Origin of the sequence: Paenibacillus residui (assembly GCF_042677205.1) — a bacterium.
GTDB lineage: Bacteria > Bacillota > Bacilli > Paenibacillales > NBRC-103111 > Paenibacillus_L > Paenibacillus_L residui.
In genome coordinates this window covers 1-26,790 of the sequence record NZ_JBHTIU010000010.1, presented here as the reverse complement: position 1 = coordinate 26,790, position 26,790 = coordinate 1, and the positions used below count along the sequence as shown (strand labels likewise).

Sequence of the window (26,790 nt, the reverse complement as noted above, 5' to 3'; positions counted from 1 at the left end):
TCATGAGCGGATCAATGATTAGGCGGTGCTTCCGCTGAAGAGCTATCGTTTAGGAGAGAATACAGGATGAGAAGAACAATAGATAAAGTCAATATTATGGGTGTTCCCTTTGCTAAAATTACAATGGAGCAAACCGTACAATTGCTGTCGGAACGGTTGGAAGCCGACGGGGGAGATTTGTTCCAGGTCATAACAGCCAATCCGGAGATGGTGATGCAGCAGCAGCAGGATCATGAGCTGCAGACGATTATTCACGAGGCCGGACTGGTTACCCCCGATGGCATCGGGATTGTTATGGCGGCCAAGTGGAGGGGAAATCCCGTCCCGGAGAGAGTGACGGGTTACGACTTGCTGCTGCGGCTTTTGGAGGCCGGTGACCGGAAGGGTTGGTCCTTCTATTTTCTGGGGACGGATGAGGACACTAACCGGACGGCTGTGGAGACGATCCGGCAGCGGTATCCGGGTGTCAGAATCGCCGGGCGCCATAACGGATTTTTTTCCGAAGAGGAGGAAGGGCAGCTTGTCTCCGAAATTAAGGAGCGGAAGCCGGATCTTCTTATAGTCGCTCTAGGGGTGCCGCGTGCGGAGAAATGGATTTACCGCTACAAGGACCGGCTGGGGGCCAAGCTGGCCATCGGAGTAGGCGGGAGCCTGGATGTCATTGCCGGCAAAGTGAAGGGCGCGCCGGAAATTTGGAAACGTCTCAATCTGGAATGGCTGTATCGGTTAATACGCCAGCCCTCCCGTTGGAGAAGACAGCTTGTGCTGCCGAAATTTGCGATCAAGGCCTATCTTACCCGGAATCGATAAACAAAATTAAAGAATAAAGCCCAGTGCTCCGGAGCTTGTCCGGCCGCGCTGGGCTTTATATTGCTGCTCTCCCCTTCGGAGGGGATGATCCATTGTAATGGACCGTTATTGCTCGGCAGTCAATTTCTTATAATCGTCATCCCCGAGAATTCTGCGGGCAGTGACGTACCGTTTGGCATAATACTTCTCATCCATACGGCTGATCATCACTCCGTCATCGGTCGCGGAATGAGCAAATTCTCCATCTCCCATATAAACGCCGACATGGGAGATTCCTTTGCCGTCGGTGTTGAAGAATACTAAATCACCAACTTTTAGGTCCGCCTTGTCTACCTCGGTACCCTCTTTAGCCTGACTCTTAGAGCTGCGGGACAGCTTGATGTCGAATTTGGCGAACAGATACTGGGTAAACCCGGAGCAATCGAAGCCTTCTTCCGTGGTACCGGCCCATTTGTAAGGGGTTCCGATAAGGGCGTCAACCTCTGCGCTTAGCGGAGTCTCGGCGGAAGCGCTTCCCAACATGAAGCTGAACAATAGTACGAAGCTGAATAAACCGACGACAACTTTCCTCAAAACCTGATGTCTCCTTCCACTTATGCCCGATTTCCGACCGGCTTCCGCTCGGGAAGCCGACTGGCCTGGAAGAAAGTCGGACATTTTGTAGCATTTGTTACAATTTTGCAATAGTAATACACATTCTCCATCGATATAGAAAATCCTTCTGCAAAAAATGAGAAAAAATGTGCCTTCCTCCGGAACTCAGACAATGAACCGTTTTATTCAACAAAAAAAGCAGGCCGGAAGCGAACGGCCTGATCGTATTCAGCCTGCCTTTCCACGATGTTCTCGGTGCAGTACATTGCCAATGAAATTTCGTTTTGACGGGGTAGGGCGTTTATTTAACAAGATGCCAAAAGAGCCCTGCCGCAACAACCTGCGGAAAGGCTCTAATAGATGGTCGGCATAAACGCTGAGGAATGACGCTTCTGTTCAGCGCGCCCTCAGCGTTTTTCTTCAAATATAAGAAAGTATATTTCATCGGTAAACGCGCCATCCCAAGGACGGCGATAGCCGTTTATCCTTGGCTGTATGCCTACGGATCGTTACGGTGCCGCCAAGCAGCTATAGACGAATCCGGGAAATAGCCGTCAAGCGCTTTGGCTTGTATACCATTGATGCTGGCTCGTAATCCCCCATACCGAAATGAAAGTCTCCGCGAAACGGTAGAGCTGATAAAGAAGCACGGCCCAGAAGCCGGCCCAGACGAAGACAACGGTAAGAACCGTCAGCGAGAGCAGGAAGGAGAGCAGCAGCAGGATCACGGCCATTCCGATAACAGGAAGCAGACCCTTGATCAGACAGGTCATGGACTGAAGCAGCGGGCGGTTGGCCGTTCTTCCGAACTGCAGGTACATAACGGCGAGCCGGACAAGAAATCCGTAGACGAGACAACCGGCGATCCAAGGGAGCAGATTCATCAGAAGGCTTTCGTACGATACGGCTTGTAGAAAGATGCTCTTGACCTTCGGGATAAGAAAATACAGCGGTCCCAGAGTGACGACGGTTTGCAGCAGGTAGTACAGCAAGAAGGACTTGTACAGTTCTTTGATTCCTTTAAAAAATCGATAGCCGTTATTCAAGCGGGTATACTCCACGGAGTAATATAACGCCGCATTGATAAAGGGGGTGAGCAGCATTCTCGCGCCGAGAAGACCGACGAGCAGCCACAGGTAGGGGGAAATCAGGTCCGTCTTCGTCAGTTGGAACTGAATTTCGGCCAGGAAGAGATGGACCCGGTCCGGAGAGACATTCCCCGGATAACGATGCAATAACGGAATGATGACGGATTTCACCAGCTCATACAGAGCGAACCCCCAGGCAAAGCGGTACAGGAACAGAACCAGAACGGCGAATGGCTGTCTTAGGGCTGCCCTCCAGCCCAACTTAATATGCTGCAGCATTACGGGACACCTCACCAGGAGACCCAGCCGAAGACGGTCTCGACAATTTTAACGATACCTGTATTCCAACGAACCTTCAATTTGTCATCAACGCTCGCATTCATGAAATTGTTCATCTTCCGGTTCTCCAGGATCAGGGTATATTCCGGATCAATGACGACCCAGGAGAGCGGGGATGAGTGACTGAGATTATACAAGATCTGGCTTCCCTGGCTGTCCCACAGCTTATCGACTTTGGTGCCGTCCGTGAAATGAAATTGAATGGGCACAGTGTGATGCTGGGCGCCTTTACGCGTAATCAGAACCTCATTATCATACAGATCCGGGCCTGCCGGACGAATGCGGATTTTGTCCACGGAATAATCGATCATTTGGCTGCCGTAGACAAATTGCTGGAAGAAATCTTCCCAGCTCCTTTTGGTAACATCCTCCACCACGCTTTGAAAATCCTTCGTTGTCGGATGACGGAACTTCCAGCGTTGAAAATACGTTTTCATGATTTTCTTCATCGTATCGGAACCGACTTCCTGCTCGATGGCCATCAGAATCAATTTGCCGCGAATGTAGACATTATCCGCATAATGACTGTGATCATCGTAATCCCAAGCGTTAATGGTCAACGAGGCGGGAGCGGTAATATAGGTGGCTTCCAGGGCCTGTCTCGGTTTAATGCCATATTCCTGTTCCATGACCAGATCTTCCGCATAGGAGGTGAAGCCTTCGTCCAGCCAAGCTTCTTCAAATTCGTTCGAGGCGACCATTCCGTAGAAAAATTGATGCCCGATTTCATGGACGACCACCCTTTCCAGGTTGAGGTCGGCATTATCCTCGGCCGCTCCCCAGGCGGTGATAAGCGTCGGGTATTCCATCCCGCCGGCTCCGTTGGCATTGCCCGGAGGAACTACGATGGATAAGGTCGAGTAAGGGTAAGCTCCGTACCATTCGCTGAAGCGGGCCAGAGATTTCTTGGCCGCCTGCAAATAGCGTCCCTTTAATGCTTCATGCTTAGGGTCTAGATACAGCTTGATCTTGACGCCGGGGACGTTCGAGGTGGAGAACGGTTCCTCATAATACTGAAAATTCGGGGAAGCGGCCCAAGCGAAATCATGCACGTCATCTGCGTAGAAGTGATAGGTTTTGATATCGTTCTGAATGACGGGAGCCTGGGTTGGAAAACCGGTCGCTGCTACGGTAAACGTCGAAGGCACCTTAATGATGACATCATAAATTCCGAAATCCGCATAGAACTCGGAATTTCCATGATACTGATGCAGATTCCAGCCTTCGGCCGTTCTCCCGCGCATTCCCTCCGGCTCATAGACGGCGATTTTGGGAAACCACTGCCCGGCCATATAGAAATCGTCCGCATATCCCATTCGTGCGAATACTTCCGGCAGCTGCACCTCAAAATCCATGCTCAGAGTTACCTTCTGTCCGGGAAGTACAGGTGCGGGCAGGGACAGCTTGACCAAAGTCCGGTCATTCTTGTTCCCGTCATCCGGCTGAACATACTCCATCCGGTCGAGCAGATTGGTGCCTTCGGCCGTGGTCACCTTATGCAGAGTCATGCTGCCGTAGCTTCCGGGCTTCTGTTCGTCTTGTCTGAGCTTTCCCGCCGACTCCTGCAAGAAGGTAGTTTTCTTCGACTCGAAGGCATTGGGATACATGTGAAAATAAAGCTCTTCAACCGGAAGCTTCCCCGGGTTCTCCCATGTTAATGATTGGCTCCCCGACAGAGACTTGCTGTCCGGCTGGAGAGCAGCGGAAATATGGTATTCCACAATCCGTCTGCTCATGGGTGGAGGAGCCGAAGGGTCCGGAGCTTTGAGCTGTTGGGGAACCGCATCGTTAAGGATGGGGCCGTGGTTCAGGGTAGTGGTCATGGTATCCCTGTTCCATGTCAGGAGGCGCAGGCCGGCCGTTACCGCGCAGCTTGCAACGACTACAAGCAACCAAATCATAAATGGTTTAGTTAATCTTAGTTTCATTGTTCTCCCCCCGTTGACAAGCATCTACAGCATGTATATGTTTGCAAATGCGGGAATATTAGCTAAAATAAAGAAAGGTATTTCGATTTATAGGAAAAGCGAGTGATGACAATGGAAGAGCAACAGAAGGGCAAGAAGCTTAATGCTTTGAATATAGTCAGCACCAAATATAATCACAGGGGATTCGGAGCCGGCTCCATCGATCTTAGCAACGTGTCCGGCATCATTATTGATGGCGATGAGGCTTACGTGGATGAAGGCACCTTGCATGCGAAGAGTAAAGTGGAGCGCCGCATCCGCTTCTCGGCCAATAAGGAAGATGTGCCTAACGGCCGCAAATGCTGGATCGTATGGGTGGCGGTAGACCGTACGGAAGAAGGCCCGTTTTATGGTGGGCTGGCCGCTTGTGAAATGCTGATTGATTCGGAGGCGAGAAGAGGCTGGAAGATTCTTGCCGATCATGTCAACCGGATGGATAAGGCGATGAAACGGCATGTGCTGGTGGAGAATCTGAATGAGGCGGAGAAGAAGCTGTTGAGGGACTGCCTGATCAACCACAATCCGGAGTGGTGGGAGCGCACGGGCAGCGAAATCAAGGATGCATTGGCCATCTAATAAGGTATAGACTTCCTCCAACTTTTATTTCGAAATTATGGCGATTGTGTGTCATCCGTTGAGAAGGTTCCACAATCGGGGTATACTATGGAAAGTATATTTGCATCAATATACTAGGACAGCAAAAAAGCAGACGCTTTCGTCTGCTTTTTTGCGTTTATTCATTCCACCATCGCTTCAAATAATCCCACCAGGAATTGTTGCCTTCCGGCTTCTCCGGCTGGGCCGGGGACTTGGATTCTGCGCAGTATTCCTTCGGCTCCGTTCCCTGGACGAATACTTCCAGCCGCGAAGGGGAGCAGGCCTCATTCGCCAACTTCCCGGTAACGGGATCAATATATACGCTGGCCACTCCGTCCGGGATCGGAAACAGCTTCGGCGGCACCGGATCCAGCGTCTTCTCCATGAAATCGGCGAAGATGGGGGCGGCCTTATAGGAGTCGGTGGTTGTTATCGCCTTATTGCGGTCATATCCGACCCAGACGGCCGTGGACAGCTCCGGCGTATATCCGACCATCCATGCATCGTTGTTCGTCGTTCCGGTTTTTCCCGCTACCGGGCGTTTAAGCACGCTGGATACCCGATTGGCGGTTCCTCCCTGCTCGAATACGCTTTGCATCAGATTGGTCATGACATAAGCATAAGGGGCATCGATAATCCGTTCTTTCTTCGGCTTCGCTTCATACAGAATCCTGCCCCTTGAATTAACGACCTTGAGAACGGCAACCGGCTCCACCCGTATCCCATCATTGGCCATAATACCGAAGGCGGACGCCATCTCGAACGGGCTGACCGGGAAGGTGCCTAGGGCCAAGGAAGGCAGCGGCTCCAAGGGGCTCGTAATCCCCATTCTGCGGGCCAGATCTATGACCTGCTCAGCTCCAACATCCATAATGGTGTGAACCGCGTAGATATTGTCCGATTTGGCAATGGCTTTACGCATGTCTATATATTCGTTCTCGTAATGATTGTTGAAGTTGTTGGGGCGGTAGGTTTTCTTGCCGTCATCGTACACAAATTCCGTCGGCTCGCTTTTATATTGGCTGACAGGGGTGAATCCGTTCATTAAAGCAGCCAGGTAGACAAAAGGCTTGAAGGAGGAACCTGGCTGCCGAGTCGTCGTGAACACACGGTTGTATTGGTTCGCATTATAATCCTTGCCTCCGACCATCGCCTTGATATAGCCGTTCCGAGGGTCAATAGAGATAAGCGCCCCCTGCAGCTCCTCATTCGACTTTAGGTGCTTGTTAACGGCTTCCTCGGCGATTTTCTGCGCTCTCAAATCCAAGGTCGTATAGATCCGGATGCCGCCTGTCTCGAATAGAGACTCCTCCAGGTTCAGCTTCTCGCTGACTATCTGTCTGACGTAGTCCTGGAAATAAGGAGCTTCGGATTCCCGGCTCTTGTTGTTCTCCGCGAAAATCAGCTTTTCGGCGGCAGCTTGATCCGCTTCCTGCTGTGTAATGAGATTCTGGGCCACCATCGTATTCAGGATGATTTTCTGCCTCTTAAGAGCATTCTCCATGTTATAGAACGGGGAGAAATATCTGGGTCCTTTAGGCACGCCTGCAAGCAGCGCGCTCTCGGCCAAGGTGAGATCGCTGGCATCCTTGTCGAAGAACAGCCGCGAAGCTGCCTGGACTCCATACGTAGAGTGCCCGTAATAAATTTGGTTCAAATATTGCTCGAGGATCTGATCCTTGCTTAACTGCATTTCCAATTGGAGAGCATAGACGGCTTCCTTAATTTTCCGCGACCAGGTCCGGTCATGGTTCAGGTACAGGTTTCTGGCCAGCTGCTGGGTGATCGTGCTCGCCCCCTGCTGCATGGACATCGTTTTAACATTGGTGACGACGGCGCGGGCGACTCCCCTCGGGTCCACCCCGAAATGTTCGTAGAAGCGCTGATCTTCAATGGCCAGAACCGCTTGGACAAGGTATGGGGAGATATCGTTTAAAGAAACGGCTTGCCGGTTCTGCCCGGCGTGGTAAGAATCGATAAGCTCTCCGTTAATATCATAGATTTCGGATGATTGCAGTACATGAGTGACGGGCAGGGCCTGGGAACGTAAATAAAGCAGCAGCAGAACGGTTCCGGCCGCAAACAGAATCAGGAAGGAAAACAGCAAAGAAAACCATTTGCGGATTCTCCTTATCCAGCGCAAATGGGGCTCCGCTTCTTTGTCCTGCATCGCCATTACCTCCTCTTCTGCCGTAGCATCTATACTTCTAGTATGGAAAAGGTTGGGACTTGATATTCAATCTCATCCGGATTTTCTGCAGGACATACTATTTGGCTGAAAATAACATTTTGTAAACACGGCCGTTTATCCTTAAAATGGAGTTTTTCTCATTGCAATTTCAGCGCGATTTACTATAATACAATTGTTGCTTTGTTCGTCTGACGTTAAAATTTCGCTGAAGAGGAAAAGTAATAGAAGGTTATGCGGACATGAGTCTGTTCAATACAGGAAAAGAGGGATAGGACAATGGAGCTGTGGTATACCGAGAAGCAAACGGAATATTTCGGCATTACGGCAAAAATTAAAGAAACGCTGGTTGCGGAGAAGACGGAATTTCAGGATCTGGCCATTATCGATACGGTCGAATTTGGACGGATGCTTGTTCTGGATGGAATGGTGATGACTACCGTTAAGGATGAATTTGTTTATCATGAAATGGTAGCCCATCCCGCGCTTTACACACACCCGAATCCCAAGAAGGTGCTTGTGGTTGGCGGTGGTGACGGGGGGGTTATTAGGGAGATAATGAAGCATCCCGAAGTGGAGAAGGCTGTGCTGGTCGATATCGACGGCAAGGTCATCGAATATTCCAAGAAGTTCCTCCCGGAAATTGCCTGCGAATTGGATAACCCCCGGGTCGAAGTGATAGTCAATGACGGGTACATGCACATTCATGACCACAAGAACGAGTATGATGTCATTATGGTTGATTCCACGGAGCCGGTTGGCCCGGCCGTAGAGCTGTTCACCAAAGGCTTCTATCAAGGGATTTATGACGCGCTTAAGGACGACGGAATTTTCGTGGCGCAAACCGACAATCCGTGGTTCAAGGCGGACCTTATCCGCAACGTTAACCGCGATGTGCGTGAAATTTTCCCGGTGGTGCGCGTTTATTGGGCGAACATTCCTACTTATCCGAGCGGTCTGTGGACCTTTACCATTGGCAGCAAAAAGTATGATCCGCTTGCTGTTGACGAAAGCACCATTCCTGAAATCAATACGAAATACTACTCCCCGCGAATCCATAAAGCGGCCTTCGCGCTGCCTAAATTCGTGGAAGAGCTTTGTAAATAACGACAGGGGGACGTGGCCAAATGCGCTTTAACGACGCTTACTCAGGGAATGTCTTTATTGCCAGCTCCCCGGATTACGAAAACTCCAAAGCAGTGATCTACGGCATGCCGATGGATTTCACGGTCAGCTTCCGCCCGGGATCGCGATTCGGCCCGGCCCGGATCCGGGAAGTGTCTATCGGCTTGGAGGAATACAGCCCTTATCTGGATGCCGATCTGGCGGATGCCTCCTATTTCGATGCGGGAGACCTCCCGCTGCCCTTCGGCAATCCGGCCCGCAGTCTGGATATGATCGGCGATTATATTAGAGGATTGCTGAACGACGGCAAATTTCCGCTCGGCTTGGGCGGGGAGCATCTTGTCTCCTGGCCCATTATCCGCGAAATGTATGCCAAATACCCGGATCTTGCGCTGATCCATATCGATGCACATGCCGATTTGCGGGAGCAGTATGAAGGCGAGCCGCTTTCCCATTCGACGCCGATCCGCAAGGCCGCGGAATTGATCGGCGGCGGCAATGTCTATCAATTCGGCATCCGCTCCGGGACGCGCGAGGAGTTCGAGTATGCCCGCCGGAATCTCCATATGTATCCGTTCGACGTTCTGGAGCCGCTTCGTCAAGTGCTTCCCGAGCTCGCCGGCCGGCCTGTTTATGTAACGATCGATATTGACGTTCTGGACCCGTCCGCGGCCCCGGGAACGGGTACAGCGGAAGCCGGCGGCATTACTTCCAAGGAGCTGCTGGCGGCCATTCATGCCATTGCCCGCTCCGATCTGAGAGTAGTGGGTGCCGACCTGGTAGAGGTGGCCCCGGTCTACGATCCCAGTGAGCAGACACAGATTGTCGCGGCCAAGCTGGTTCGTGAGATGCTTCTCGGGTTTGTTAAATAACCAATGTAAGCTCATAAAGATGGACAAAGGATTAAGGCTGCGCCTTAATCCTTTGTTCATCCGTACCTATTAATCGGTTCAGTCAAGGGCCGAATAGCCCGGTGTTTGTAATATAAGCTGAGGTGTTGACAGAAACTTGACAAGGGGACAGCGATCCATCGCAGAAGCCCCCTTGGAAGGAGTGAACAGACATGGCTGCACATAAAGAAATCCGGCTTACCGTCAGAAGCTTGCAAGAAGATGAGGAGACCAGCAGGTCGTTTACAGCCGCATGGTACCCCAAAGAGAAGAACGGCTACATCCGGTATCAGGAAGAGGAGTCGGATATGGGCAATACAACGACGACAGTCAAGGTCGGACGAGAGGAAATTAAAGTGATCCGGCATGGCGATTTGCAATCCGAACAAACCTTCATTCTCCATCGATGGATTCCGGGGTTCTATCGCACCCAACAGGGAATTATTCATCTGGAGACTTACACTCACCGTCTGGCTGTCCATCTCGTCGACGGCATAGGCAAGATATGCTGGGATTATGAGCTGCGTGTTCAAGGCAGCAGTGCCGGGCGCTTCAGCTTGACGCTCGACACGGAGCCCGCTTTGCTTCATTAGGACATGACGGTTCGGACCGCTTGCAGAGCATTGATCTCCCCGGTATCCAAGGAGGTGGATCTTTTGCTCTGAATGGCGGAAGAGCTTTTCTTCAACAGGTCCTTCACCGTCCTGGTGGACATTTTCCCGCGAACCGCCATCATCATGGCGATCACTCCCGAAACATGGGAAGTAGCCATTGAGGTGCCGCTTAACTCATGGTATTTACCATTTAACCAACATGAATAAATCTTATCTCCCGGAGCATAGATATCGATCGTTTTGCCCCGATTGCTGAATCGGGCTACTTTCCGGTTTTTCGTAGTCGCTCCGACCGCTATCGTATACGGGAATTTGGCCGGATAATCAATCCGTCCGCTACGTCCGTCATTGCCGGAGGAAGCGACAATGATAACCCCTGCCTCATAAGCTTTGCGAATCGTATCCTCCAATGCCTTGCTGCTGTTCTTCATCCCGAAGCTCATGTTGATAATATCGATGCGGTTGCGGATGCACCATTCGATACCGAAGATGATATCGGAGATGAAGGCTGTGCCGTTATGATCGAAGGCCTTGACAGCATATAAGGACGCATTGGGAGCGACGCCGACAATGCCCTTTCTCTGGGAGGAGGCTGCTATGGTCCCCGAGATATGGGTTCCATGTCCATTATCGTCTCTCGGCAGAAGATGGCGGTAGATGACGTTGACGCCGCCGGCCACATTTCGTTGAAGGTCGGGATGCATGTAATCGACTCCGGTGTCTATTACCGCAATTTTAATCTTATGTCCGGTAGAACGTGCCCAGGCGGTAGGGGCTTTAATTTGCCGAACCCCCCATGGAATGAATTGCTCGTCGACACGAAATTTCGCTTGAGAGCGCGAACGCGTCGATGAAGAAGAGGCGGCATGGATAACAGCCTGCTTGCGGTCTTCCTCGATCGACACCGTATCCGAATAAGAGCTCAGTTCGCTGGCGGAACGAAGAAAGCAGGAAAAGCCTTGAATGGAAGGTAACGGTTGAAGGAAAGGAAGTGCATCCAGGGACGGTTTCAGCTGGCTGATCAGATTAAGACAATTCAAGTATTCCCTCTTGGACTTGAATCGGATGATATGCCTCGAGGAATCCGCTCCTCTGTATTGCAGCTCATCATGTATCCAATAGATAAGATCCCTTTCCATCTGTGAATTTCCCCTTTGCCGCATGAGATCCATATGCTGCTGTTTGGAAGAGATTCTTCCTGTGCTGCTGGAATATGAATTGGAGTCATGACGCGATATTCGTTTTTCATATCCTATGTAAGGGGTCTTCCCCCCGCATCGGATGGTCGCCCGCTTTTGGATAATTCAGCGCTAAACCGTGTCATTCGTTCCCGTTTCACATAGGATGAAGAGAGGGATCATTTGCTGGCCCTTGATATAAGTACAAGGCGGTGACGGGTAGGTCATCGTTCGGGATTTACAGTCGTAAGCGGAGGTGCAGTTTGGCCTCCGCTTAAATTATTTTTTTTGAGGGTGTATAGAGTTGCATTTTTGAATAAAATAGGTTTTACTTAAGGATGATAATTGGGGAAAATTAGATCGTTTGCAGTGAATATGTACGGAAGGAAGTGTTCGAATGAGCAGCCAATTTACGCTCCAGATTGCGCCAGAGCAAGCCAAGGAAATGCCGATGGTAGATTTGGCCTTTATGGTATTGAAGGCGGCTAATACGCCGTTCTATTATCGTGATTTGATGCAGGAGATCGCGAAGATAAAGGGATTTTCCGAAGAGGAGGTCATGCAGGTCATCGCGCAGCTGTATACCGAAATCAACGTCGATGGCCGTTTTGCATGCGTAGGCAACAATCTGTGGGGACTCAAAAGATGGTACCCTGTCGATACCAAATCGGATGATGGCGTGGGCAGCGCCAAGCGTCCAAGAATTATTAACGATGACGACGATCTGGATGAAGAGGATGAATTCCCTGAGGAGGAAGAAGAAGTCTACAGTGAAGAAGACTTCGATACCTACGATGAGGATCGTGAAGATATAGACGCTGAAGAAGAGGAAGAAGAATTCTACGAAGATGATGAAGAAGAGGATGCCGAACTGGATGAAGAAGAAGACGAGGACTTTGGGGATTCCGAAGAGGAAGAAGACGACCAGTAAGCTCGTCTAATGGGAATTTTCCCCACGGCACGGCTCCGTGCTCGCGTTACTTGACAAGCCGTAACGTGACAGAGTAAACTATAGCATGGGCTAGAAAATTAGCGTGATTTTTATACACAATTCTAACTAAAGTGCCCCGTGTCAACGGGTGTCACTTTTTATTTTTTTAGCCGGATAATAAGGGGTGCGGTGAGGCTTTGCCGCGGAGGAGAGGATCAACTTTCGCTTGGGTGGCGAAGCTTGATTTTTTTCTATGGAGTGAATATGGGAATAACAATCTTAAACGTTGGCAGACGTCCAATTCAATTACATCATGTCAGTGTCAGGAGATCACGCAGGAGGTAAAACATTGTGACCAAATACATTTTTGTAACAGGCGGCGTCGTTTCATCCCTTGGCAAAGGGATTACTGCTGCTTCTCTGGGAAGATTGCTTAAAAACCGGGGGTTAAAGGTGACGATTCAGAAATTCGATCCTTATATTAATGTCGACCCGGGAACGATGAGTCCATACCAGCACGGAGAAGTATACGTGACGGATGACGGCGCGGAGACCGATTTGGACCTCGGCCATTACGAGCGCTTTATCGACATCAATTTAACCAAGAACAGCAATGTGACGACAGGCAAAATCTATTCCTCTGTCATTTCCAAGGAACGGAGAGGGGAGTATCTGGGCGGGACCGTACAGGTCATCCCCCATATTACCAACGAGATTAAAGAACGGGTATTCCGGGCGGGCAAGGAAGCCAAATCCGACGTAGTCATAACCGAAATCGGGGGAACGGTCGGAGATATTGAGAGCCTGCCTTTCCTCGAAGCGATCCGCCAGATCAAAAGTGACATCGGAAGGGAAAATGTAATGTACATCCATGTTACATTAATCCCTTACATCAAAGCGGCCGGCGAGGTCAAGACGAAGCCGACACAGCACAGTGTCAAGGAGCTGAGAAGCATCGGCATCCAGCCCCATATCATCGTCTGCCGTACGGAACATCCTCTTGCGGAAGATTTGAAAAGAAAGATCGCATTGTTCTGCGATATTGACGCCAATGCAGTAGTGGAATGCCTGGATGCTGACACGCTTTATGAGATCCCGTTAATGATGAGGGATCAAGGACTGGATGAGATCGTCGTCAACCACTTGAAGCTGAATTGCGGTAAGCCGGATATGACGGAATGGGAACAGATGGTGGAGAAGGTTAAGGGGCTTAAGCACCAGACTGAAATCGCCATTGTCGGTAAATACGTAGCCCTTCATGATGCTTATTTGAGCATCGTCGAGGCGTTGTCCCATGCCGGATTTGACAGCGAGACGGAAGTGAAGATCCGTTGGGTTGATGCGGAGGAAGTCCAGGAAAGCAACGTGGATGAGGTTCTGCGAGGAGTGCATGGCATTCTCGTGCCCGGCGGATTCGGGGATAGAGGCATCGAAGGGAAGGTAGCGGCGATTAAGTATGCGCGGGAGAAGCAGATTCCGTTCTTCGGCATTTGTCTCGGCATGCAGGTCGCTGTGGTGGAATTTGCCCGTTCCATTGCCAAGCTGGAAGGAGCCAACAGCTCGGAGATTAATCCGACCACTCCTTACCCGGTTATCGACCTGCTTCCGGAGCAGAAGGATATCGAGGATCTTGGGGGAACCATGCGGCTCGGATTGTATCCTTGCAAGCTGGCAGCCGGATCGCTGGCCTTGCGCTGCTATCAGAAAGAGCTGGTTTACGAAAGACACCGCCATCGTTATGAATTCAATAACGAATATCGCGAACTGATTGAAAAGGCGGGCCTTAAAATATCGGGCACCTCTCCGGACGGACGATTGGTAGAAATTATTGAACTGCCGGATCATCCTTGGTTCCTGGCTGTTCAGTTCCATCCGGAATTCACATCCCGGCCGAACCGGTCCCAGCCGCTGTTCCGGGAATTTGTGAAGGCTGCATTTAACTATTCCGGGATGTAAATATCGGGGCAGCCAGGCTGCCCTTCAGGCAAGGAATGTAAAAAATAATCTGGCTGGCAGAAGGAAATGCTCCTTCGGTTGTCGAATGTAAATCATTAACATGATCATCGGTTTCCGGAGGAGGTTATTTTGTTGGACAAGAAGAAGTTGCTGATTGTTGATGACCAGAATGGCATACGTGTATTGCTAGTAGAAGTATTCAACAGTGAAGGCTACCAAACTTTCCAAGCTTCGAACGGTAAGCTGGCCCTGGATATTGTTAGGAAGGAACCTCCCGATCTGGTCCTTTTGGATATGAAGATTCCCGGAATGGACGGTTTGGACATTCTCAGACATATTAAACAAATCGATTCCTCGATAAAAGTCATTATGATGACGGCGTACGGTGAATTGGATATGATTAAAGAAGCGACAGACTTAGGGGCATTGATGCACTTTACCAAGCCTTTCGATATTGATGAGCTTCGGGTAGCGGTTAATTCCCAGATGGGTCTTTCGTCTTCTCACGATTATGCTGTCGGATCCTGAATAAGGATCTTTTTTTTCGCCTCTTTACAAACGGGGATTTGCTTCCGTCCAGACTCTAAGGCCGGTTTACGTCAGTCCCTGTCGGCGGTGCATAATCTTCAATTTACCATTCACCGTTTTAATGTGATATAATAGCTCAGTAATTGGTCGCGGACAATCCGGCCTTTCACTCTTTCACACTACAAGGGAGGACAAGACTATGCCTTTGGTTTCAATGAATGAATTTTTACCCAAAGCTAAAGCAAACCGCTTTGCTGTCGGTCAGTTCAATATGAACAACCTGGAGTTTGCCCAAGCCATTATGCAAGCTGCTATGGAGTTAAACTCTCCGTTTATCTACGGTGTCAGCGAAGGCGCTTTGAAATATATGGGGATGGAGTACACGGTAGCTATTGCGGAAGCGGCAGCCAAGAAATCGGGTCTTCCGATTGCTCTGCACCTGGACCACGGCAGCAGTTTCGAGGTGGCCATGGAGTGTATCCGCGCCGGATTCAGTTCGGTTATGTTCGACGGCTCCCACTATCCGTTTGAGGAAAATATTCGTCTGACGAAAGAGGTCGTGAAAGCGGCCCATGCAATGGGAGTTTCGGTAGAAGGAGAGCTCGGAACGATCGGCGGAGTGGAAGACGATATCAGCGTGGATGAAGCCGATGCAAGCCTGGCCAAGCCGGAGGAAGCGATTCGTTTCTACGAAGAGACCGGCGTGGATTGCCTGGCAATAGCGGTAGGAACGGCACACGGAATGTACGCCGGTGAGCCTAATATCCGCTTCGACATCATCCGGGAAGTGGCCGATGCCATTCCTGTTCCGATAGTTCTTCATGGCGGTTCCGGCGTACCGGATGAGGCCATTCGCAAAGCTATTGAAGCCGGTGTTGGCAAGATCAACGTCAATACGGAAAATCAGGTAGCTTGCACGAATGCCATTCGTGAAGTTTTGGCCAAGGATGCGAAGGTTTACGATCCCCGTAAATACTTGACTCCTGCCCGTGCAGCAATGGTAGAAGTCGTCAAATCGAAAATGGTGCTGTTCGGAAGCAATAATCAAGCCTAAGTTGTGACGGCTCATGTTCATTAAGGGAACTGCGTTCCAGTAACAGGCGCAATTCCCTTAATGTCTTTGCGTTGCCGTGCACAGAGGTAGGAGGAAAGCAATAGGAATGAATAAATTGATGATAGCAGGCGGGCGGCCCCTGCGCGGCACGGTTTCGATTAGCGGGGCCAAGAACAGCGCGGTTGCTCTCATTCCAGCTGCAATTCTTGCAGAGACCACGGTAACATTGGACAACCTGCCTGCGATAAGCGATGTCGCCATTTACATGGAGCTGTTAACGGAGCTGGGGGCTTCTATTGAATGGCAGGGTGATCAGATGATCATTCATCCTGAAGGTCTAAGATCTATTCCGCTTCCTAACGGGAACGTCAAAAAGCTGAGAGCTTCATATTATTTAATGGGAGCTCTGCTCGGCCGGTTCGGCGAGGCGGTAGTCGGCCTGCCCGGAGGCTGCAACTTCGAACCGCGGCCCATCGATCAGCATATTAAAGGATTTGAAGCGCTCGGAGCCGAAGTGACTAATGAAGGCGGTGCCATTCACCTGCGGGCGAAGCAGCTTCGCGGCGCCAGAATCTATCTGGATGTCGTCAGCGTGGGGGCTACCATCAATATTATGCTGGCAGCGGCGCGGGCCAAGGGTGTAACGATTATCGAGAATGCCGCCAAAGAACCGGAGATCATTGATGTAGCTACGTTATTGAGCTCGATGGGAGCACGCATTAAAGGTGTGGGCACCGAAACGATCCGCATCGAAGGCGTAGATTCTCTCCATGGCTGCCGACACTCTATTATTCCTGATCGGATCCAGGCCGGCACGTATATGATTGCAGCGGCTGCCACCCGCGGGGATGTTCTGGTGGACAACGTCATTCCGAAGCATATGGAGGCAGTAACAGCCAAGCTGCAGGAAATGGGCGTTATCATTGAAGAACTGGACGAGTCTATTCGGGTTATCGGTTCTCCGGAGTATGCTCAAGTGGACGTCAAAGCTTTGATTTATCCTGGCTTTGCCACCGATATTCAATCTCCCATGGCCAGCTTGCTGACTCAAGCCAAGGGGACGAGCATTCTGACCGATTACGTGTACAGCAACCGGTTTAAGTATGTTCCCGAGCTTGTGCGTATGGGGGCCAGAATCAAGCTTGAGGGCCGATCTGCCATTATTGAAGGCGGAGTTCCTCTGTCGGGAGCCAAAGTAACGGCGACCGATCTTCGTGCAGGAGCCGCGCTTGTCGTGGCGGGACTCACGGTCACTTCCGGCATTACGGAAGTAAGCGGGCTTGAATATATTGAGAGAGGCTACGATAATCTGGTAGAGAATCTGTCCATGCTGGGAGCAGAGGTCTGGAGGATGGAATAGACTGATTTTACTTAACCTGTCAGGGTAACAGGCACGGGGCAGGACTCAATCAGGGCATAATTGGGTATACTAATCTTGCTTTTAAAATTTCATAGTGTGGTGGTCAAATCAATGGATATGCAGCTGGCGCAGCTTGAAGCGCTCAAGTTAACTGATTTGTATAAACTGGCCAAGACGCATCAAATCCCTTACTACGGCCAGATGAAGAAGAAGGAACTGATTTTCTCCATACTTAGAGCACAGGCAGAAAAGGGCGGCCTTATGTTCATGGAAGGCGTCCTTGAAATATTGCAGGAAGGATTCGGTTTTCTCAGGCCGATCAACTATCTGCCCAGTTCCGAAGACATCTATATTTCCGCTTCTCAAATCCGCAAATTCGACTTACGATCGGGTGATTTGGTTTCCGGTAAATGTCGTCCTCCCAAAGAAAATGAAAGATATTTCGGTCTTCTGCAAGTCGAGGCGGTCAATGGGGAAAAGCCCGAGACGGCGGCCGAAAGGCTGCACTTCCCTGCCCTAACTCCTCTATATCCGCAGCAGAAAGTGGTTCTGGAAACATCTCCTTCCATTCTTTCAACCCGAATCATGGATTTATTGAGTCCCGTAGGCTTAGGACAACGGGGATTGATAGTAGCACCGCCTAAAGCGGGCAAAACCTTGCTGTTAAAAGAGATTGCCAATAGCATATCCACTAATTATCCGGATATCGAGCTGTTCGTCCTGCTCATCGATGAAAGACCGGAGGAAGTGACCGATATGCAGCGTTCGGTTAAAGGTGAGGTAGTGGCTTCCACATTCGATGAGCTGCCGGAGAACCATATTAAAGTCGCGGAGCTTGTTCTGGAGAGAGCTCAGAGATTGGTGGAGCATAAGAAGGATGTTGTCATTCTGCTGGACAGCATCACCCGTTTGGCCCGGGCATACAACCTGGTCATTCCCCCTTCGGGAAGAACCTTATCCGGGGGTATAGATCCGGGGGCATTCCACCGGCCTAAGCGCTTCTTTGGCGCGGCGCGGAATATCGAGGAGGGTGGAAGTCTGACGATTTTGGCTACCGCCTTGATTGAAACGGGCTCCCGTATGGACGATGTGATCTATGAAGAATTTAAGGGAACGGGAAATCTGGAGCTTCATCTGGACCGCAAGCTGGCCGAGCGCAGAGTGTTCCCTGCTATCGATATTCGCAGATCGGGAACCCGCCGCGAGGAAATGCTTATGAGCAAGGAAGAGCTGGAGAAAATCTGGGCACTTCGCAAAAATATGCAGGAATCGCATGAGTTTGTCGAGGCGTTCCTCAAGAAGCTCAAGGAAACCAAAACGAACAGCGAGTTTCTGGAAACTTTGGAAACCCAACCCAACGGGAAAAAGGTTAAAAACTCCGCTTCCTAAAAGTGAAGGACTCATCATTGGATGATACGTCCGGATTGCGGTTCGTGAATATACACTTCAATAAGTAACTTGCATCACCGATGGTGACGAGATAAAGGGGCACTACAATGAATTTGGTATATGCGGATTCAGACGGCAATGTATATGATCATCCCGATTTGCTGGCACTTGGCCGCAGCGGGGATATGGTTGTGGAAATTATGGAAGACGAGCTGATCCCGCTTCCGGAGGGAGCGACATTGGTCAGTTTGCCCTCCACCCGTCCGGTCTGTATGGATCCGAAGACCGGCGAAATGAAAGCGATGGACGGCTCATTCGCTGCGGTGGGGGCGCTGCTGCCGCAAGGGTTTACCCGTCTTCTGCTGCCGGGCTATGTGAAGAAGGATCGGTCTGCGGTGCTTCCTCTGTTCGGATATACGGCTGTGGTTTGGAAAGAGGATGGATTCTATGTGGCGGCCCGTCAGAGCGACGATCCGTATCGCTGGAATCCGGTCAACTGTGATCCGGATCTGTTGGAGCAGCAGGTATCGGACCGGCTGGATAAATATCCCGAGAACCGGCTGTATAAACATTTGTCCAAGTGTGCTTTGGAATATGAATGCTTGACGGCATCCAATACCTTCCTTAATCGTTGGGAGGGCGCTGTCCCTGTCTCCTATTCCTGTAATGCCGGTTGCTTCGGGTGTATTTCGGAACAGCCGGAGGACAGCGGATTCGTAGCGCCGCAGACCCGGATGAATTTCAAGCCGACGGTGGAAGAAATCGTGCAAGTGATGCTGGAGCAGCTGACTTCGCCAGACAGTATCATCAGCTTCGGGCAGGGCTGCGAGGGTGAACCCTCTACGCAAGCGGCCCTGATTATACCGGCCATTCGTGAAGTTCGCCGCATTACGGATATGGGCTATATTAACATTAATACGAATGCCGGGCTGACGGACTTCATCCGCGGAATAGTGGATGCAGGCCTGGATATGATGCGTGTCAGCACGATTAGCGCGCTTGACGAGCATTATAATGCTTACTATAAACCTCGCCGGTATACTTTGGCCAATGTGGAAAAGTCTTTGAAGTATGCATCGGATAAAGGAGTATTAACGTCTATCAATTATTTGATCTTCCCCGGGGTGACGGACCGGGAAGAGGAAATCGAAGCGATGATAGGCTTCGTACGCAGAACGGGCCTGAAATTGATTCAGCTTAGAAATTTGAACATCGATCCAGAGGCATATCTGAATATAATTCCCTCTCCGCAGGGAGAGATCCTGGGGATGAAGCAGATGATTGAAATCTTCCAGGAGGAACTGCCGGATGTGGCCATCGGCTCCTATTCCCATACTCCGGAAGGACTGCGGAAGAAGAGAGTGTTGGATCGCAGCGGAGGAACTCCATAAAAGTTTTCCGGATAAGCGGGTATCCTTCGAGTTTGCTCACTGTATAAAAGTCGAATCTGAACCGCAGACCGCTCGGAATTGTCAATGATAGACTCTTGCGCAACAAAAATGGTTTTGATATAATCCGTTTATGTGTCCATTTACTCTGGATCGACGTTTAAGATTCAGGGCGGAAAGAGGTGAAAGATTGTGAAAGAAGCTATTCATCCAAATTACCATGTAACTACGGTCACTTGTGCTTGCGGGAACACCTTTGAATCCGGGTCCGTAAAGCAGGAGCTCCGCGTGGAAATTTGCTCTAACTGCCATCCGTTCTTCACCGGCAAGCAGAAATTTGTCGATGCTGGCGGACGTGTAGATAAATTTAAGAAGAAATACGGAATGTAATATCCGGCAATTTCCTTTTGGGAAATGGATTAACACACCTCTCTAAGGTCATTCTAAGACCAAGGGAGGTGTTTGTTTATTATGAACAGAACCGGAGTGTTAGTCGGGGCGATATCCGTTATTTGTCTTTCCTTACTTGTGTCCGGTTGCGGAAATAACGGAGTAAGGGCAAGAAGTTATCCGGATGATGGGTTACTGGGTGCGACAAGCGCCAATCCCAATTACCCGACAAGCCCAACCTATCATAATTATTCTGCCGACCGGCGAATGGTTAATCATGCGCTCAGGGAGATCGGCGGGATTCAAAATACTCGGACCGTCTTCAATGGCCGGCGCCTGGACATAACGGTCTATGTACCGAGGGATACGAGCCAGGAAGAATACCAGAGGATTGAAGCCCAGGCCTTGGAAGCGGTCAGCTATATGCTGCCCAGATACGACGTCAGGGTTAATGTGAGACGCCAATAGCTGATTTATCCAAAAACCGATAGTTGATATTTGCCGCTCAATCCGCTATACTTATTCATGCCGTGCTAGACGGGGAGGTAGCGGTGCCCTGTAACCTGCAATCCGCTGCAGCAGGGTTGAATTCCTGTTAGAGGTCTTGTTAATGTAAGGTCTGACGGATGTTTGTCAGTGTTGACGGTCAGGTCCTTCGCAATGAACGCTTGTGAACCCGGTCAGGTTCGGAAGAAAGCAGCCGTAAGCAAGATGCTTCATGTGCCGAAGGAGTGCCTAGCCTGAGCTGACGATGTTCGTTCCGCTTGGATTGCAATGATCGATAGCAGGTGCACGGTTTAATATTAAATGTAGAGCAGCACTTCAATGCCGATAATATCGAATTGAAGTGTTTTTTTGTTGTCCGGAAGGAATTTAAAACCGTAGATCGAATGTTTATACGTGTAAACTACCGCTATGTAACCAAAACGTAAAGAGAGATTGCGTTCCGTACTTTAAGGAATAGGGGGGAAGCAGTTGTCCTCTTTAAGTAAAGGCCGTTCTCCGCTCACAATCGAACATGTGGATGCCTACATTCAGGCTTTCTCGTCACAGTGTGTTATTGTTGTGGACGGCGAGGGATTGATCGCCGACTGCAGCGCCGCTCTTCTCCAAGAAGCAGGTTATACACTGCAGGAGCTTAAAGGGATGTCGCTTCAGCAATTGGGGATTGAGTCATCCTTTAGCATTCTGCAGGATCAATATTTGGAAGCGGTATCCCGGAGCAGTTTAAATCCAATCATCCGTCTGCGGAATTGTCAGGGGGATGTGATGAACAGGCGGTATGCGATTGTCTCATTACAAACTCCGGATGGAAGACCCTATTTTTCCATGCACATGGACCGGGTCTGTACGGAGGAGGAGCTTTCCTTGCTTCAGAAATTTGCCGGAACGTTTATGAAGGATATTAATTTAGGGGTCATCCTGATTGATGTCCAATTCCGTATCGTGGATATTAGCGATATGGCCTGTCGGGTATTAGGGTTACATAGAGAAAAAGTTGTCAACAAACCGGTTACAGAGGTTTTTAATGCCGTCCCCTCTCATCACCAACTGATTCAGCCAGCCATATTAAATGGGGTCGTGGTGAGAAATCATGCCGTTTCCTGGACGAATAACGAGGATCGCTATGAGCTGCTGCTCGATTCCAATGTGCTTAAGGATGAGGCCGGGAGAACGGTGGGCGCCTATGTTATTTTTAAGGATGTAACGAATCTGCGGTCTTTGGAACAACAGGTGCAGAGAAGCGACCGGTTGGCGATGATCGGCCAGATTGCAGCGGGAACCGCACATGAAATCCGGAATCCGTTAACATCCATTAAAGGTTTCATGCAGGTGCTCAAGAATACCTTTATAGAGAAGGGCATGGTTAAGGAACAGGAATATACCGACATCATGCTAACCGAAATCAACCGGATTAACGAGCTGGTTAGTGAATTCCTACTGCTCAGCAAGCCTAAGAACGTATCCTATCATAAGGTGGATATCAAGCTGGTTATGCGCGAAATCTTGCCGATAATCAGTAATGAGGCATTGCTTCATGGGGTAAGCGTACAATATGATGCCATTCCCGGCCTGCCTAAAGTGATTGCCGACAGCGAGCTGCTGAAGCAGGTTTTCCTCAATCTGTGCAAGAACGGGATCGAAGCAATGGCGGACGGAGGAATACTCACCATAACGGAGAAGGTCGATTATGAGGAGTTGATGGTTCATATTGAAATTCATGATACCGGACCCGGAATCCCCAATTTTGTCATCGATAAAATTTTCGATCCCTTCTTTACCACCAAGGAAAACGGGACCGGTCTCGGACTGTCCGTCTGTCAGCGCATCATTCACGACATCGGTGGAACGATACGCGTCGCTTCGAAGGGCTATGGCACGACGTTCAGTGTAAGCATTCCCTTTCCATAGAACAGCCTGCCGTTTGGAGAGGCTGTTTTTGTGTTTCCCCGCCATTTTTATAATTCGCCTCTGTTGAACTGCCAGGCTAAATCCATCCCGTTTCGCTTCCCATATTCAAGCAATCCGGACCAATTCATTGATCGCGCTTCAATGAGGACTGACAGTATTGTATAATAAAGAAAATAATTCTATGCAAGGAATTATTGGAGAGGTTTTATATGAAACAGCATATTGCGCTATACCGTACGTGGCGGCCTCAATTTTTCAGAGATGTCGTCGGACAACAGCATATTGTAAAAACCTTGCAAAACTCTCTCAGAGAAAACCGTTTGACCCATGCATATTTGTTCAATGGGCCACGCGGAACAGGGAAAACCAGTGCGGCCAAAATATTAGCCAAAGCGGTTAATTGCCAGCACGGCCCTGCCGAAGAGCCTTGTAACGAATGTGATACTTGCCGGCGGATTACAGAAGGTGCCGTCATGGACGTGGTCGAGATTGACGCGGCCTCTAACCGCGGTGTGGAAGAAATCCGCGATATACGCGATAAGGTCAAGTTCGCCCCGACAGAGGTTCGGCAGAAGGTTTATATCATCGACGAGGTTCACATGCTGACCACCGAAGCGTTCAATGCCTTATTGAAGACGTTGGAGGAGCCTCCGGGGCAAGTCATGTTCATTCTGGCCACAACAGAGCCGCATAAAATCCCGGCCACCATTATTTCCCGCTGTCAACGATTTGACTTCCGCAGGGTGTCTCTGGATGAACAGATCTCCAGATTGGATTATATCTGCCGGCAAGAAGGCGTTGATATAGAACAGGAGGCGCTTCAGTACATTGCGCGGCTGTCCCAGGGCGGGATGCGTGACGCCGTCAGCCTCTTGGACCAGATTTCCTCCTTCTCGAGCGGCAAGGTCACTTACGAGGATATAGTGGCTATGACCGGTGGAGTAGCGGCCGATCAATTTAAGAAACTATCCGTGTTGATTCGGGAACGGCGCATCGGGGAAGCTCTGCAATTAGTGGAGCAATTTCTGCAGGCAGGCAAGAGTCCGGATAAATGCGTGGAGAGTCTGATGCATTATTTCCGGGATCTGCTTCTGATCAAGATTGTTCCCGATTCGTTAGCCTCCACCGAGCGGATTCTGGATCCCGCCAGCTTCGCTGAGACGGCCGCTTCCTTCAGCCGTGAGGAATTGTTCGAATCGATCGAGGTTCTCAACCGCTATCACGGGGAGATGAAGTATTCTTCGCAGCCTCAGATATTATTTGAAATTGCGGTTATGAAGCTGTGCCATTTGCAAGGCCAAGAAGCCCCGTCACCGCAAGCCTCTCCGTCGTCTCCCGTCTCGGCCGGACAAGGAGAAGACTGGGCCGTCCTTAAACGGAAGGTGGAGCAGCTGGAACAGACGCTCTCCAGGCTAATGGCCTCTTCCCCGGCGCCGGCTTCCGGCCAGGTGACAACACCGGAGCCGGCATCCAGGGGGCCGGCCGATCAGTTCGGAGCCCGGAGAAGCGGCCCTGCCATTCGCAAGCCGTCTGTAAACCTGGAGGCATTCATTCGCGACCAGGAGTCTCCGCTGTTTAAACAGGCCTTGTCCAAATGGAGCCAGATATTGGCACTGGTTAAGGAAATGAAGATAACGGTGCATGCCTGGCTTGTGGACGGCGAGCCTGTGTCACTATCCAATGATCAACTGCTTCTCGCATTCAAAAGCGCCATGCATCGGGAGACTACGGAGAAGCCTGCAAACAAGCAGCTTATCGAGCAGGCGATACAGCAGGTTCTGGGTCATCCGCTCCAGCTTGTTGCCGTTATGAACCAGGAATGGAAGGATGCGTTGGCGGAAGAACCGGAAGCTGTCGAAGAGATGAAGCTTGAGCCGGATGAGGAGCAGCAGGGCAGTAAATCTCCCTGGGTCGATGAAGCGATCCAATTATTCGGAGAAGATTTGGTGAAAATAAAAAAAGATTAAGGAGTAGGTAAGCATGAATAATATGAATCAAATGATGAAGCAGGTTAAGAAAATGCAGGAGCAGATGCTGAAGGCGCAGGAAGAACTGGCCAATAAAACGGTGGAAGGAACTGCAGGGGGCGGCGTGGTCACCGTTACCGCTAACGGACAGAAGAAAATCGTCAATATTGCCATTAAGCCGGAAGCTGTCGATCCCGACGATGTGGAAATGCTGCAGGATCTCGTGCTGACAGCCGTGAATGACGCTTTGAACCAAGCGGAAGAGCTGGCCAACAAGGACATGGGCAAGTTTACTGCCGGATTAAAAATCCCGGGTCTGTTCTAATAGCGAACGAGACTGGATAAAAGGAGATAGCCTCTTGTACTACCCCGAACCATTGGCCAAATTAATCGATTCCTTTTCCAAGCTTCCGGGCATAGGGCCCAAGACGGCGAGTCGTCTAGCTTTTCATGTTCTTCAGATGAAGGAAGATGAAGCGATCGATTTTGCCAAGGCGCTCGTCAATGTCAAAAGAAATCTCCATTATTGTTCGGTTTGCTGCAATATTACAGATACGGACCCATGCCGGATTTGTCAGGATAAGAGCCGGGATTACTCCATTATCTGTGTCGTGCAGGAACCGAAAGATCTGGTGGCTATGGAGAGGACTAAGGAATTTAACGGTTTCTACCACGTGCTTCACGGTGCTATTTCTCCCATGGAAGGCATTGGCCCGGATGAAATCCGCATAACAGAGCTGGTCAAGAGACTGAGCGATGAACGCGTTCAGGAAATGATCCTTGCCACCAACCCGAATATAGAGGGAGAGGCGACGGCAATGTATTTATCCCGTCTGGTGAAGCCTTTCGGCATTCGTGTCACACGTATTGCACACGGATTGCCGGTGGGCGGAGACTTGGAGTATGCCGACGAGGTAACTTTGACCAAAGCGCTTGAAGGAAGAAGAGAGCTTTCCTGAGCGGAGCTGACCCCGAATAGGCCGGATACCGCCGGGAATGATCTCTGCAAATAGGATGTACAAAATAAGACGGCGGCTAATCTGACATTGGATGGCAAGCCAATTTACCTGCGGGACAAAGGGTCCCGCAGTTTTTTTATGAGCAGTTTTTCTGCCGGTGCGGAGATGGACGGATGACAAGGGATTGATTTTGGAGGAAACCGTTCTAAAAGCCTACGTGAACACCATATTCATTATTAAGGACTAACTCTCGGCGAGGGGTGGAATAATGAAGTGGTTTCTGAATTGGAGGAGAAATAAGGAAACGGCCGCGTCGATCAAGGACAAGCTGGCTCTTCTGGAGGAAATACGCCAATCACAACTGGAGTGGAGAAATGCCCAGCATCGGCTGGAATGGGTCGTCGGTCAGGATGAAGTCGATTGCGCTATATATGATTTGGTGGCAGCAGAAAAAAAGTATGAGATGCTTCTCAGACTGGCGAAACAGCAGCAATGGAATCAAGGTTTTGTCAATTATGAGAGGGAGGTGATATGATGCAGCTCTTGCTGTGGGGTGTATTTATTTTTTCACTATCCTTTCTGCTATTTGTTCTTATAAAAAATAGATCATCCATTCAATGGCTTGCCCGTTTGGGGATTCATATTGTCATTGCCGGCGTGCTGCTGTATGCAGTGAACTGGATTGGCGGATATTATGGATTCAGGCTTCCGATAAACCCCGCCACTATTGCGGCTGTCACTTTTCTTGGCATTCCCGGTATAGGGATGCTGGCGGCTATAAAGCTAGTTTTGCTATAAGCTCGGGTCTAATAGGTTTGCTTTCGATAATTTTGTTACGGACATAGTCCATGGTAGATATTCAGAAAATCAGGTTGAAATAGCATTTTGTTCGTCTCAAAAATATTAAATAAAAAAACAGTTGACTTTATATTAGGGGACGTGCTATATTATAAAAGTCGCGCTTGAGAGATGCGGCAATAGCCGAGAGGCTGCTAGATTCAGCATTGCCCTTTGAAAACTGAACAACGAGTGAATGAATGAAGCCAGTGCGTATACGGTTTTCGGA

The 26,790-nt window shown here is 50.0% G+C and carries 25 protein-coding genes and 1 other RNA gene; 21 read left to right on the top strand and 5 right to left on the bottom strand.

Annotation, left to right across the window (positions count from 1 at the left end; translation table 11 throughout):
* Window positions 1-66: 66 nt before the first annotated feature.
* The gene (locus tag ACFQ03_RS03385) at window positions 67-810 is read left to right on the top strand and encodes a WecB/TagA/CpsF family glycosyltransferase (protein WP_379286056.1); all 744 of its coding nucleotides are present in this window, start codon (window positions 67-69) and stop codon (window positions 808-810) included.
* Between the two features lie 105 nt (window positions 811-915).
* Here ACFQ03_RS03385 and ACFQ03_RS03380 read toward each other — a convergent pair whose 3' ends face one another.
* The 3 genes from ACFQ03_RS03380 to ACFQ03_RS03370 form a co-directional block, all read right to left on the bottom strand.
* On the bottom strand, window positions 916-1,383 hold the full coding sequence (locus tag ACFQ03_RS03380) for a C40 family peptidase (RefSeq protein WP_144939693.1): 468 nt from the start codon (window positions 1,381-1,383) through the stop codon (window positions 916-918).
* A 575-nt stretch (window positions 1,384-1,958) separates the two neighbouring features.
* Entirely contained in the window at window positions 1,959-2,771 is an 813-nt protein-coding gene (locus ACFQ03_RS03375; protein WP_144939695.1) for a hypothetical protein, read from the bottom strand.
* An 11-nt stretch (window positions 2,772-2,782) separates the two neighbouring features.
* Window positions 2,783-4,759: a M1 family metallopeptidase gene (locus ACFQ03_RS03370; RefSeq protein ID WP_379286053.1), complete on the bottom strand. Its 1,977-nt coding sequence runs from the start codon at window positions 4,757-4,759 to the stop codon at window positions 2,783-2,785.
* 111 nt (window positions 4,760-4,870) lie between these two features.
* On the opposite strand from ACFQ03_RS03370, the gene ACFQ03_RS03365 reads away from it, so the two are divergent.
* Window positions 4,871-5,374, top strand: coding sequence for a YwhD family protein (locus ACFQ03_RS03365; protein ID WP_379286168.1), 504 nt, complete (start codon window positions 4,871-4,873; stop codon window positions 5,372-5,374).
* 157 nt (window positions 5,375-5,531) lie between these two features.
* On the opposite strand, the gene ACFQ03_RS03360 is transcribed toward ACFQ03_RS03365, so the two are convergent.
* A complete protein-coding gene (locus ACFQ03_RS03360; RefSeq protein WP_379286051.1) occupies window positions 5,532-7,565 on the bottom strand; it encodes a transglycosylase domain-containing protein in 2,034 nt (677 codons plus the stop codon).
* A 297-nt stretch (window positions 7,566-7,862) separates the two neighbouring features.
* Between ACFQ03_RS03360 and speE the strand changes: the two genes are divergently transcribed.
* The 3 genes from speE (at window position 7,863) to ACFQ03_RS03345 (ending at window position 10,191) form a co-directional block, all read left to right on the top strand.
* A complete protein-coding gene (gene speE / locus ACFQ03_RS03355; RefSeq protein ID WP_144939701.1) occupies window positions 7,863-8,690 on the top strand; it encodes a polyamine aminopropyltransferase in 828 nt (275 codons plus the stop codon).
* A 20-nt stretch (window positions 8,691-8,710) separates the two neighbouring features.
* A complete protein-coding gene (speB, locus tag ACFQ03_RS03350; protein WP_144939703.1) occupies window positions 8,711-9,580 on the top strand; it encodes an agmatinase in 870 nt (289 codons plus the stop codon).
* A 191-nt stretch (window positions 9,581-9,771) separates the two neighbouring features.
* The gene (locus ACFQ03_RS03345) at window positions 9,772-10,191 is read left to right on the top strand and encodes a DUF1934 domain-containing protein (RefSeq protein ID WP_144939705.1); all 420 of its coding nucleotides are present in this window, start codon (window positions 9,772-9,774) and stop codon (window positions 10,189-10,191) included.
* Here ACFQ03_RS03345 and ACFQ03_RS03340 read toward each other — a convergent pair.
* A complete protein-coding gene (locus tag ACFQ03_RS03340) occupies window positions 10,188-11,351 on the bottom strand; it encodes a S8 family peptidase (RefSeq protein ID WP_379286048.1) in 1,164 nt (387 codons plus the stop codon). The two genes, ACFQ03_RS03345 and ACFQ03_RS03340, sit on opposite strands and share 4 nt — an antisense overlap.
* 436 nt (window positions 11,352-11,787) lie before the next feature.
* On the opposite strand from ACFQ03_RS03340, the gene rpoE reads away from it, so the two are divergent.
* The 16 genes from rpoE (at window position 11,788) to ACFQ03_RS03260 (ending at window position 26,522) form a co-directional block, all read left to right on the top strand.
* Window positions 11,788-12,321 carry a DNA-directed RNA polymerase subunit delta gene (gene rpoE / locus ACFQ03_RS03335; RefSeq protein ID WP_379286046.1) on the top strand — a complete coding sequence of 178 codons (534 nt, stop codon included), beginning with the start codon at window positions 11,788-11,790 and terminating at the stop codon, window positions 12,319-12,321.
* Between the two features lie 351 nt (window positions 12,322-12,672).
* On the top strand, window positions 12,673-14,277 hold the full coding sequence (locus tag ACFQ03_RS03330) for a CTP synthase (RefSeq protein ID WP_144941869.1): 1,605 nt from the start codon (window positions 12,673-12,675) through the stop codon (window positions 14,275-14,277).
* A 132-nt stretch (window positions 14,278-14,409) separates the two neighbouring features.
* Window positions 14,410-14,805 carry a response regulator gene (locus ACFQ03_RS03325; protein WP_144941870.1) on the top strand — a complete coding sequence of 132 codons (396 nt, stop codon included), beginning with the start codon at window positions 14,410-14,412 and terminating at the stop codon, window positions 14,803-14,805.
* A gap of 199 nt (window positions 14,806-15,004) precedes the next feature.
* Window positions 15,005-15,859, top strand: a complete 855-nt coding sequence (gene fba, locus ACFQ03_RS03320; RefSeq protein WP_144941872.1) for a class II fructose-1,6-bisphosphate aldolase — start codon at window positions 15,005-15,007, stop codon at window positions 15,857-15,859.
* 106 nt (window positions 15,860-15,965) lie between these two features.
* Window positions 15,966-17,219 carry a UDP-N-acetylglucosamine 1-carboxyvinyltransferase gene (locus tag ACFQ03_RS03315; protein WP_144941874.1) on the top strand — a complete coding sequence of 418 codons (1,254 nt, stop codon included), beginning with the start codon at window positions 15,966-15,968 and terminating at the stop codon, window positions 17,217-17,219.
* A 111-nt stretch (window positions 17,220-17,330) separates the two neighbouring features.
* Window positions 17,331-18,608: a transcription termination factor Rho gene (gene rho / locus ACFQ03_RS03310; protein ID WP_144941876.1), complete on the top strand. Its 1,278-nt coding sequence runs from the start codon at window positions 17,331-17,333 to the stop codon at window positions 18,606-18,608.
* A gap of 107 nt (window positions 18,609-18,715) precedes the next feature.
* Window positions 18,716-19,999, top strand: coding sequence for a radical SAM protein (locus tag ACFQ03_RS03305; RefSeq protein WP_379286042.1), 1,284 nt, complete (start codon window positions 18,716-18,718; stop codon window positions 19,997-19,999).
* Window positions 20,000-20,188: 189 nt separating this feature from the next.
* On the top strand, window positions 20,189-20,386 hold the full coding sequence (gene rpmE, locus ACFQ03_RS03300) for a 50S ribosomal protein L31 (RefSeq protein ID WP_144941880.1): 198 nt from the start codon (window positions 20,189-20,191) through the stop codon (window positions 20,384-20,386).
* A gap of 81 nt (window positions 20,387-20,467) precedes the next feature.
* A complete protein-coding gene (locus ACFQ03_RS03295; RefSeq protein ID WP_379286040.1) occupies window positions 20,468-20,854 on the top strand; it encodes a hypothetical protein in 387 nt (128 codons plus the stop codon).
* A gap of 60 nt (window positions 20,855-20,914) precedes the next feature.
* Window positions 20,915-21,182, top strand: an RNA gene (gene ffs / locus ACFQ03_RS03290) — signal recognition particle sRNA large type.
* A 179-nt stretch (window positions 21,183-21,361) separates the two neighbouring features.
* A complete protein-coding gene (locus tag ACFQ03_RS03285; RefSeq protein ID WP_379286038.1) occupies window positions 21,362-22,798 on the top strand; it encodes an ATP-binding protein in 1,437 nt (478 codons plus the stop codon).
* A gap of 209 nt (window positions 22,799-23,007) precedes the next feature.
* Window positions 23,008-24,765 carry a DNA polymerase III subunit gamma/tau gene (gene dnaX / locus ACFQ03_RS03280; RefSeq protein WP_379286036.1) on the top strand — a complete coding sequence of 586 codons (1,758 nt, stop codon included), beginning with the start codon at window positions 23,008-23,010 and terminating at the stop codon, window positions 24,763-24,765.
* A 13-nt stretch (window positions 24,766-24,778) separates the two neighbouring features.
* Complete coding sequence (locus tag ACFQ03_RS03275) at window positions 24,779-25,090, top strand: YbaB/EbfC family nucleoid-associated protein (protein WP_144941993.1); 312 nt, start codon at window positions 24,779-24,781, stop codon at window positions 25,088-25,090.
* Window positions 25,091-25,124: 34 nt separating this feature from the next.
* Entirely contained in the window at window positions 25,125-25,724 is a 600-nt protein-coding gene (recR, locus tag ACFQ03_RS03270; protein ID WP_144941995.1) for a recombination mediator RecR, read from the top strand.
* A gap of 268 nt (window positions 25,725-25,992) precedes the next feature.
* Window positions 25,993-26,259 (top strand): DUF2508 family protein, encoded by a 267-nt coding sequence (locus tag ACFQ03_RS03265; RefSeq protein WP_144941997.1) that lies wholly within the window; start codon window positions 25,993-25,995, stop codon window positions 26,257-26,259.
* On the top strand, window positions 26,256-26,522 hold the full coding sequence (locus ACFQ03_RS03260; RefSeq protein ID WP_144941999.1) for a pro-sigmaK processing inhibitor BofA family protein: 267 nt from the start codon (window positions 26,256-26,258) through the stop codon (window positions 26,520-26,522). Before ACFQ03_RS03265 ends, ACFQ03_RS03260 begins: the two co-directional genes overlap by 4 nt.
* Window positions 26,523-26,790 lie beyond the last annotated feature (268 nt).

Coding starts and splice junctions, on each gene's coding strand:
- ACFQ03_RS03315 (WP_144941874.1), top strand. CDS start 15,966: ATGAATAAATTGATGATAGCAGGCGGGCGGCCCCTGCGCGGCACGGTT.
- ACFQ03_RS03365 (WP_379286168.1), top strand. CDS start 4,871: ATGGAAGAGCAACAGAAGGGCAAGAAGCTTAATGCTTTGAATATAGTC.
- rho (WP_144941876.1), top strand. CDS start 17,331: ATGGATATGCAGCTGGCGCAGCTTGAAGCGCTCAAGTTAACTGATTTG.
- ACFQ03_RS03385 (WP_379286056.1), top strand. CDS start 67: ATGAGAAGAACAATAGATAAAGTCAATATTATGGGTGTTCCCTTTGCT.
- ACFQ03_RS03360 (WP_379286051.1), bottom strand. CDS start 7,565: ATGCAGGACAAAGAAGCGGAGCCCCATTTGCGCTGGATAAGGAGAATC.
- ACFQ03_RS03370 (WP_379286053.1), bottom strand. CDS start 4,759: ATGAAACTAAGATTAACTAAACCATTTATGATTTGGTTGCTTGTAGTC.
- ACFQ03_RS03305 (WP_379286042.1), top strand. CDS start 18,716: ATGAATTTGGTATATGCGGATTCAGACGGCAATGTATATGATCATCCC.
- ACFQ03_RS03345 (WP_144939705.1), top strand. CDS start 9,772: ATGGCTGCACATAAAGAAATCCGGCTTACCGTCAGAAGCTTGCAAGAA.
- ACFQ03_RS03260 (WP_144941999.1), top strand. CDS start 26,256: ATGATGCAGCTCTTGCTGTGGGGTGTATTTATTTTTTCACTATCCTTT.
- fba (WP_144941872.1), top strand. CDS start 15,005: ATGCCTTTGGTTTCAATGAATGAATTTTTACCCAAAGCTAAAGCAAAC.
- ACFQ03_RS03275 (WP_144941993.1), top strand. CDS start 24,779: ATGAATAATATGAATCAAATGATGAAGCAGGTTAAGAAAATGCAGGAG.
- ACFQ03_RS03340 (WP_379286048.1), bottom strand. CDS start 11,351: ATGGAAAGGGATCTTATCTATTGGATACATGATGAGCTGCAATACAGA.
- ACFQ03_RS03375 (WP_144939695.1), bottom strand. CDS start 2,771: ATGCTGCAGCATATTAAGTTGGGCTGGAGGGCAGCCCTAAGACAGCCA.
- rpoE (WP_379286046.1), top strand. CDS start 11,788: ATGAGCAGCCAATTTACGCTCCAGATTGCGCCAGAGCAAGCCAAGGAA.
- speB (WP_144939703.1), top strand. CDS start 8,711: ATGCGCTTTAACGACGCTTACTCAGGGAATGTCTTTATTGCCAGCTCC.
- dnaX (WP_379286036.1), top strand. CDS start 23,008: ATGAAACAGCATATTGCGCTATACCGTACGTGGCGGCCTCAATTTTTC.
- speE (WP_144939701.1), top strand. CDS start 7,863: ATGGAGCTGTGGTATACCGAGAAGCAAACGGAATATTTCGGCATTACG.
- ACFQ03_RS03295 (WP_379286040.1), top strand. CDS start 20,468: ATGAACAGAACCGGAGTGTTAGTCGGGGCGATATCCGTTATTTGTCTT.
- ACFQ03_RS03265 (WP_144941997.1), top strand. CDS start 25,993: ATGAAGTGGTTTCTGAATTGGAGGAGAAATAAGGAAACGGCCGCGTCG.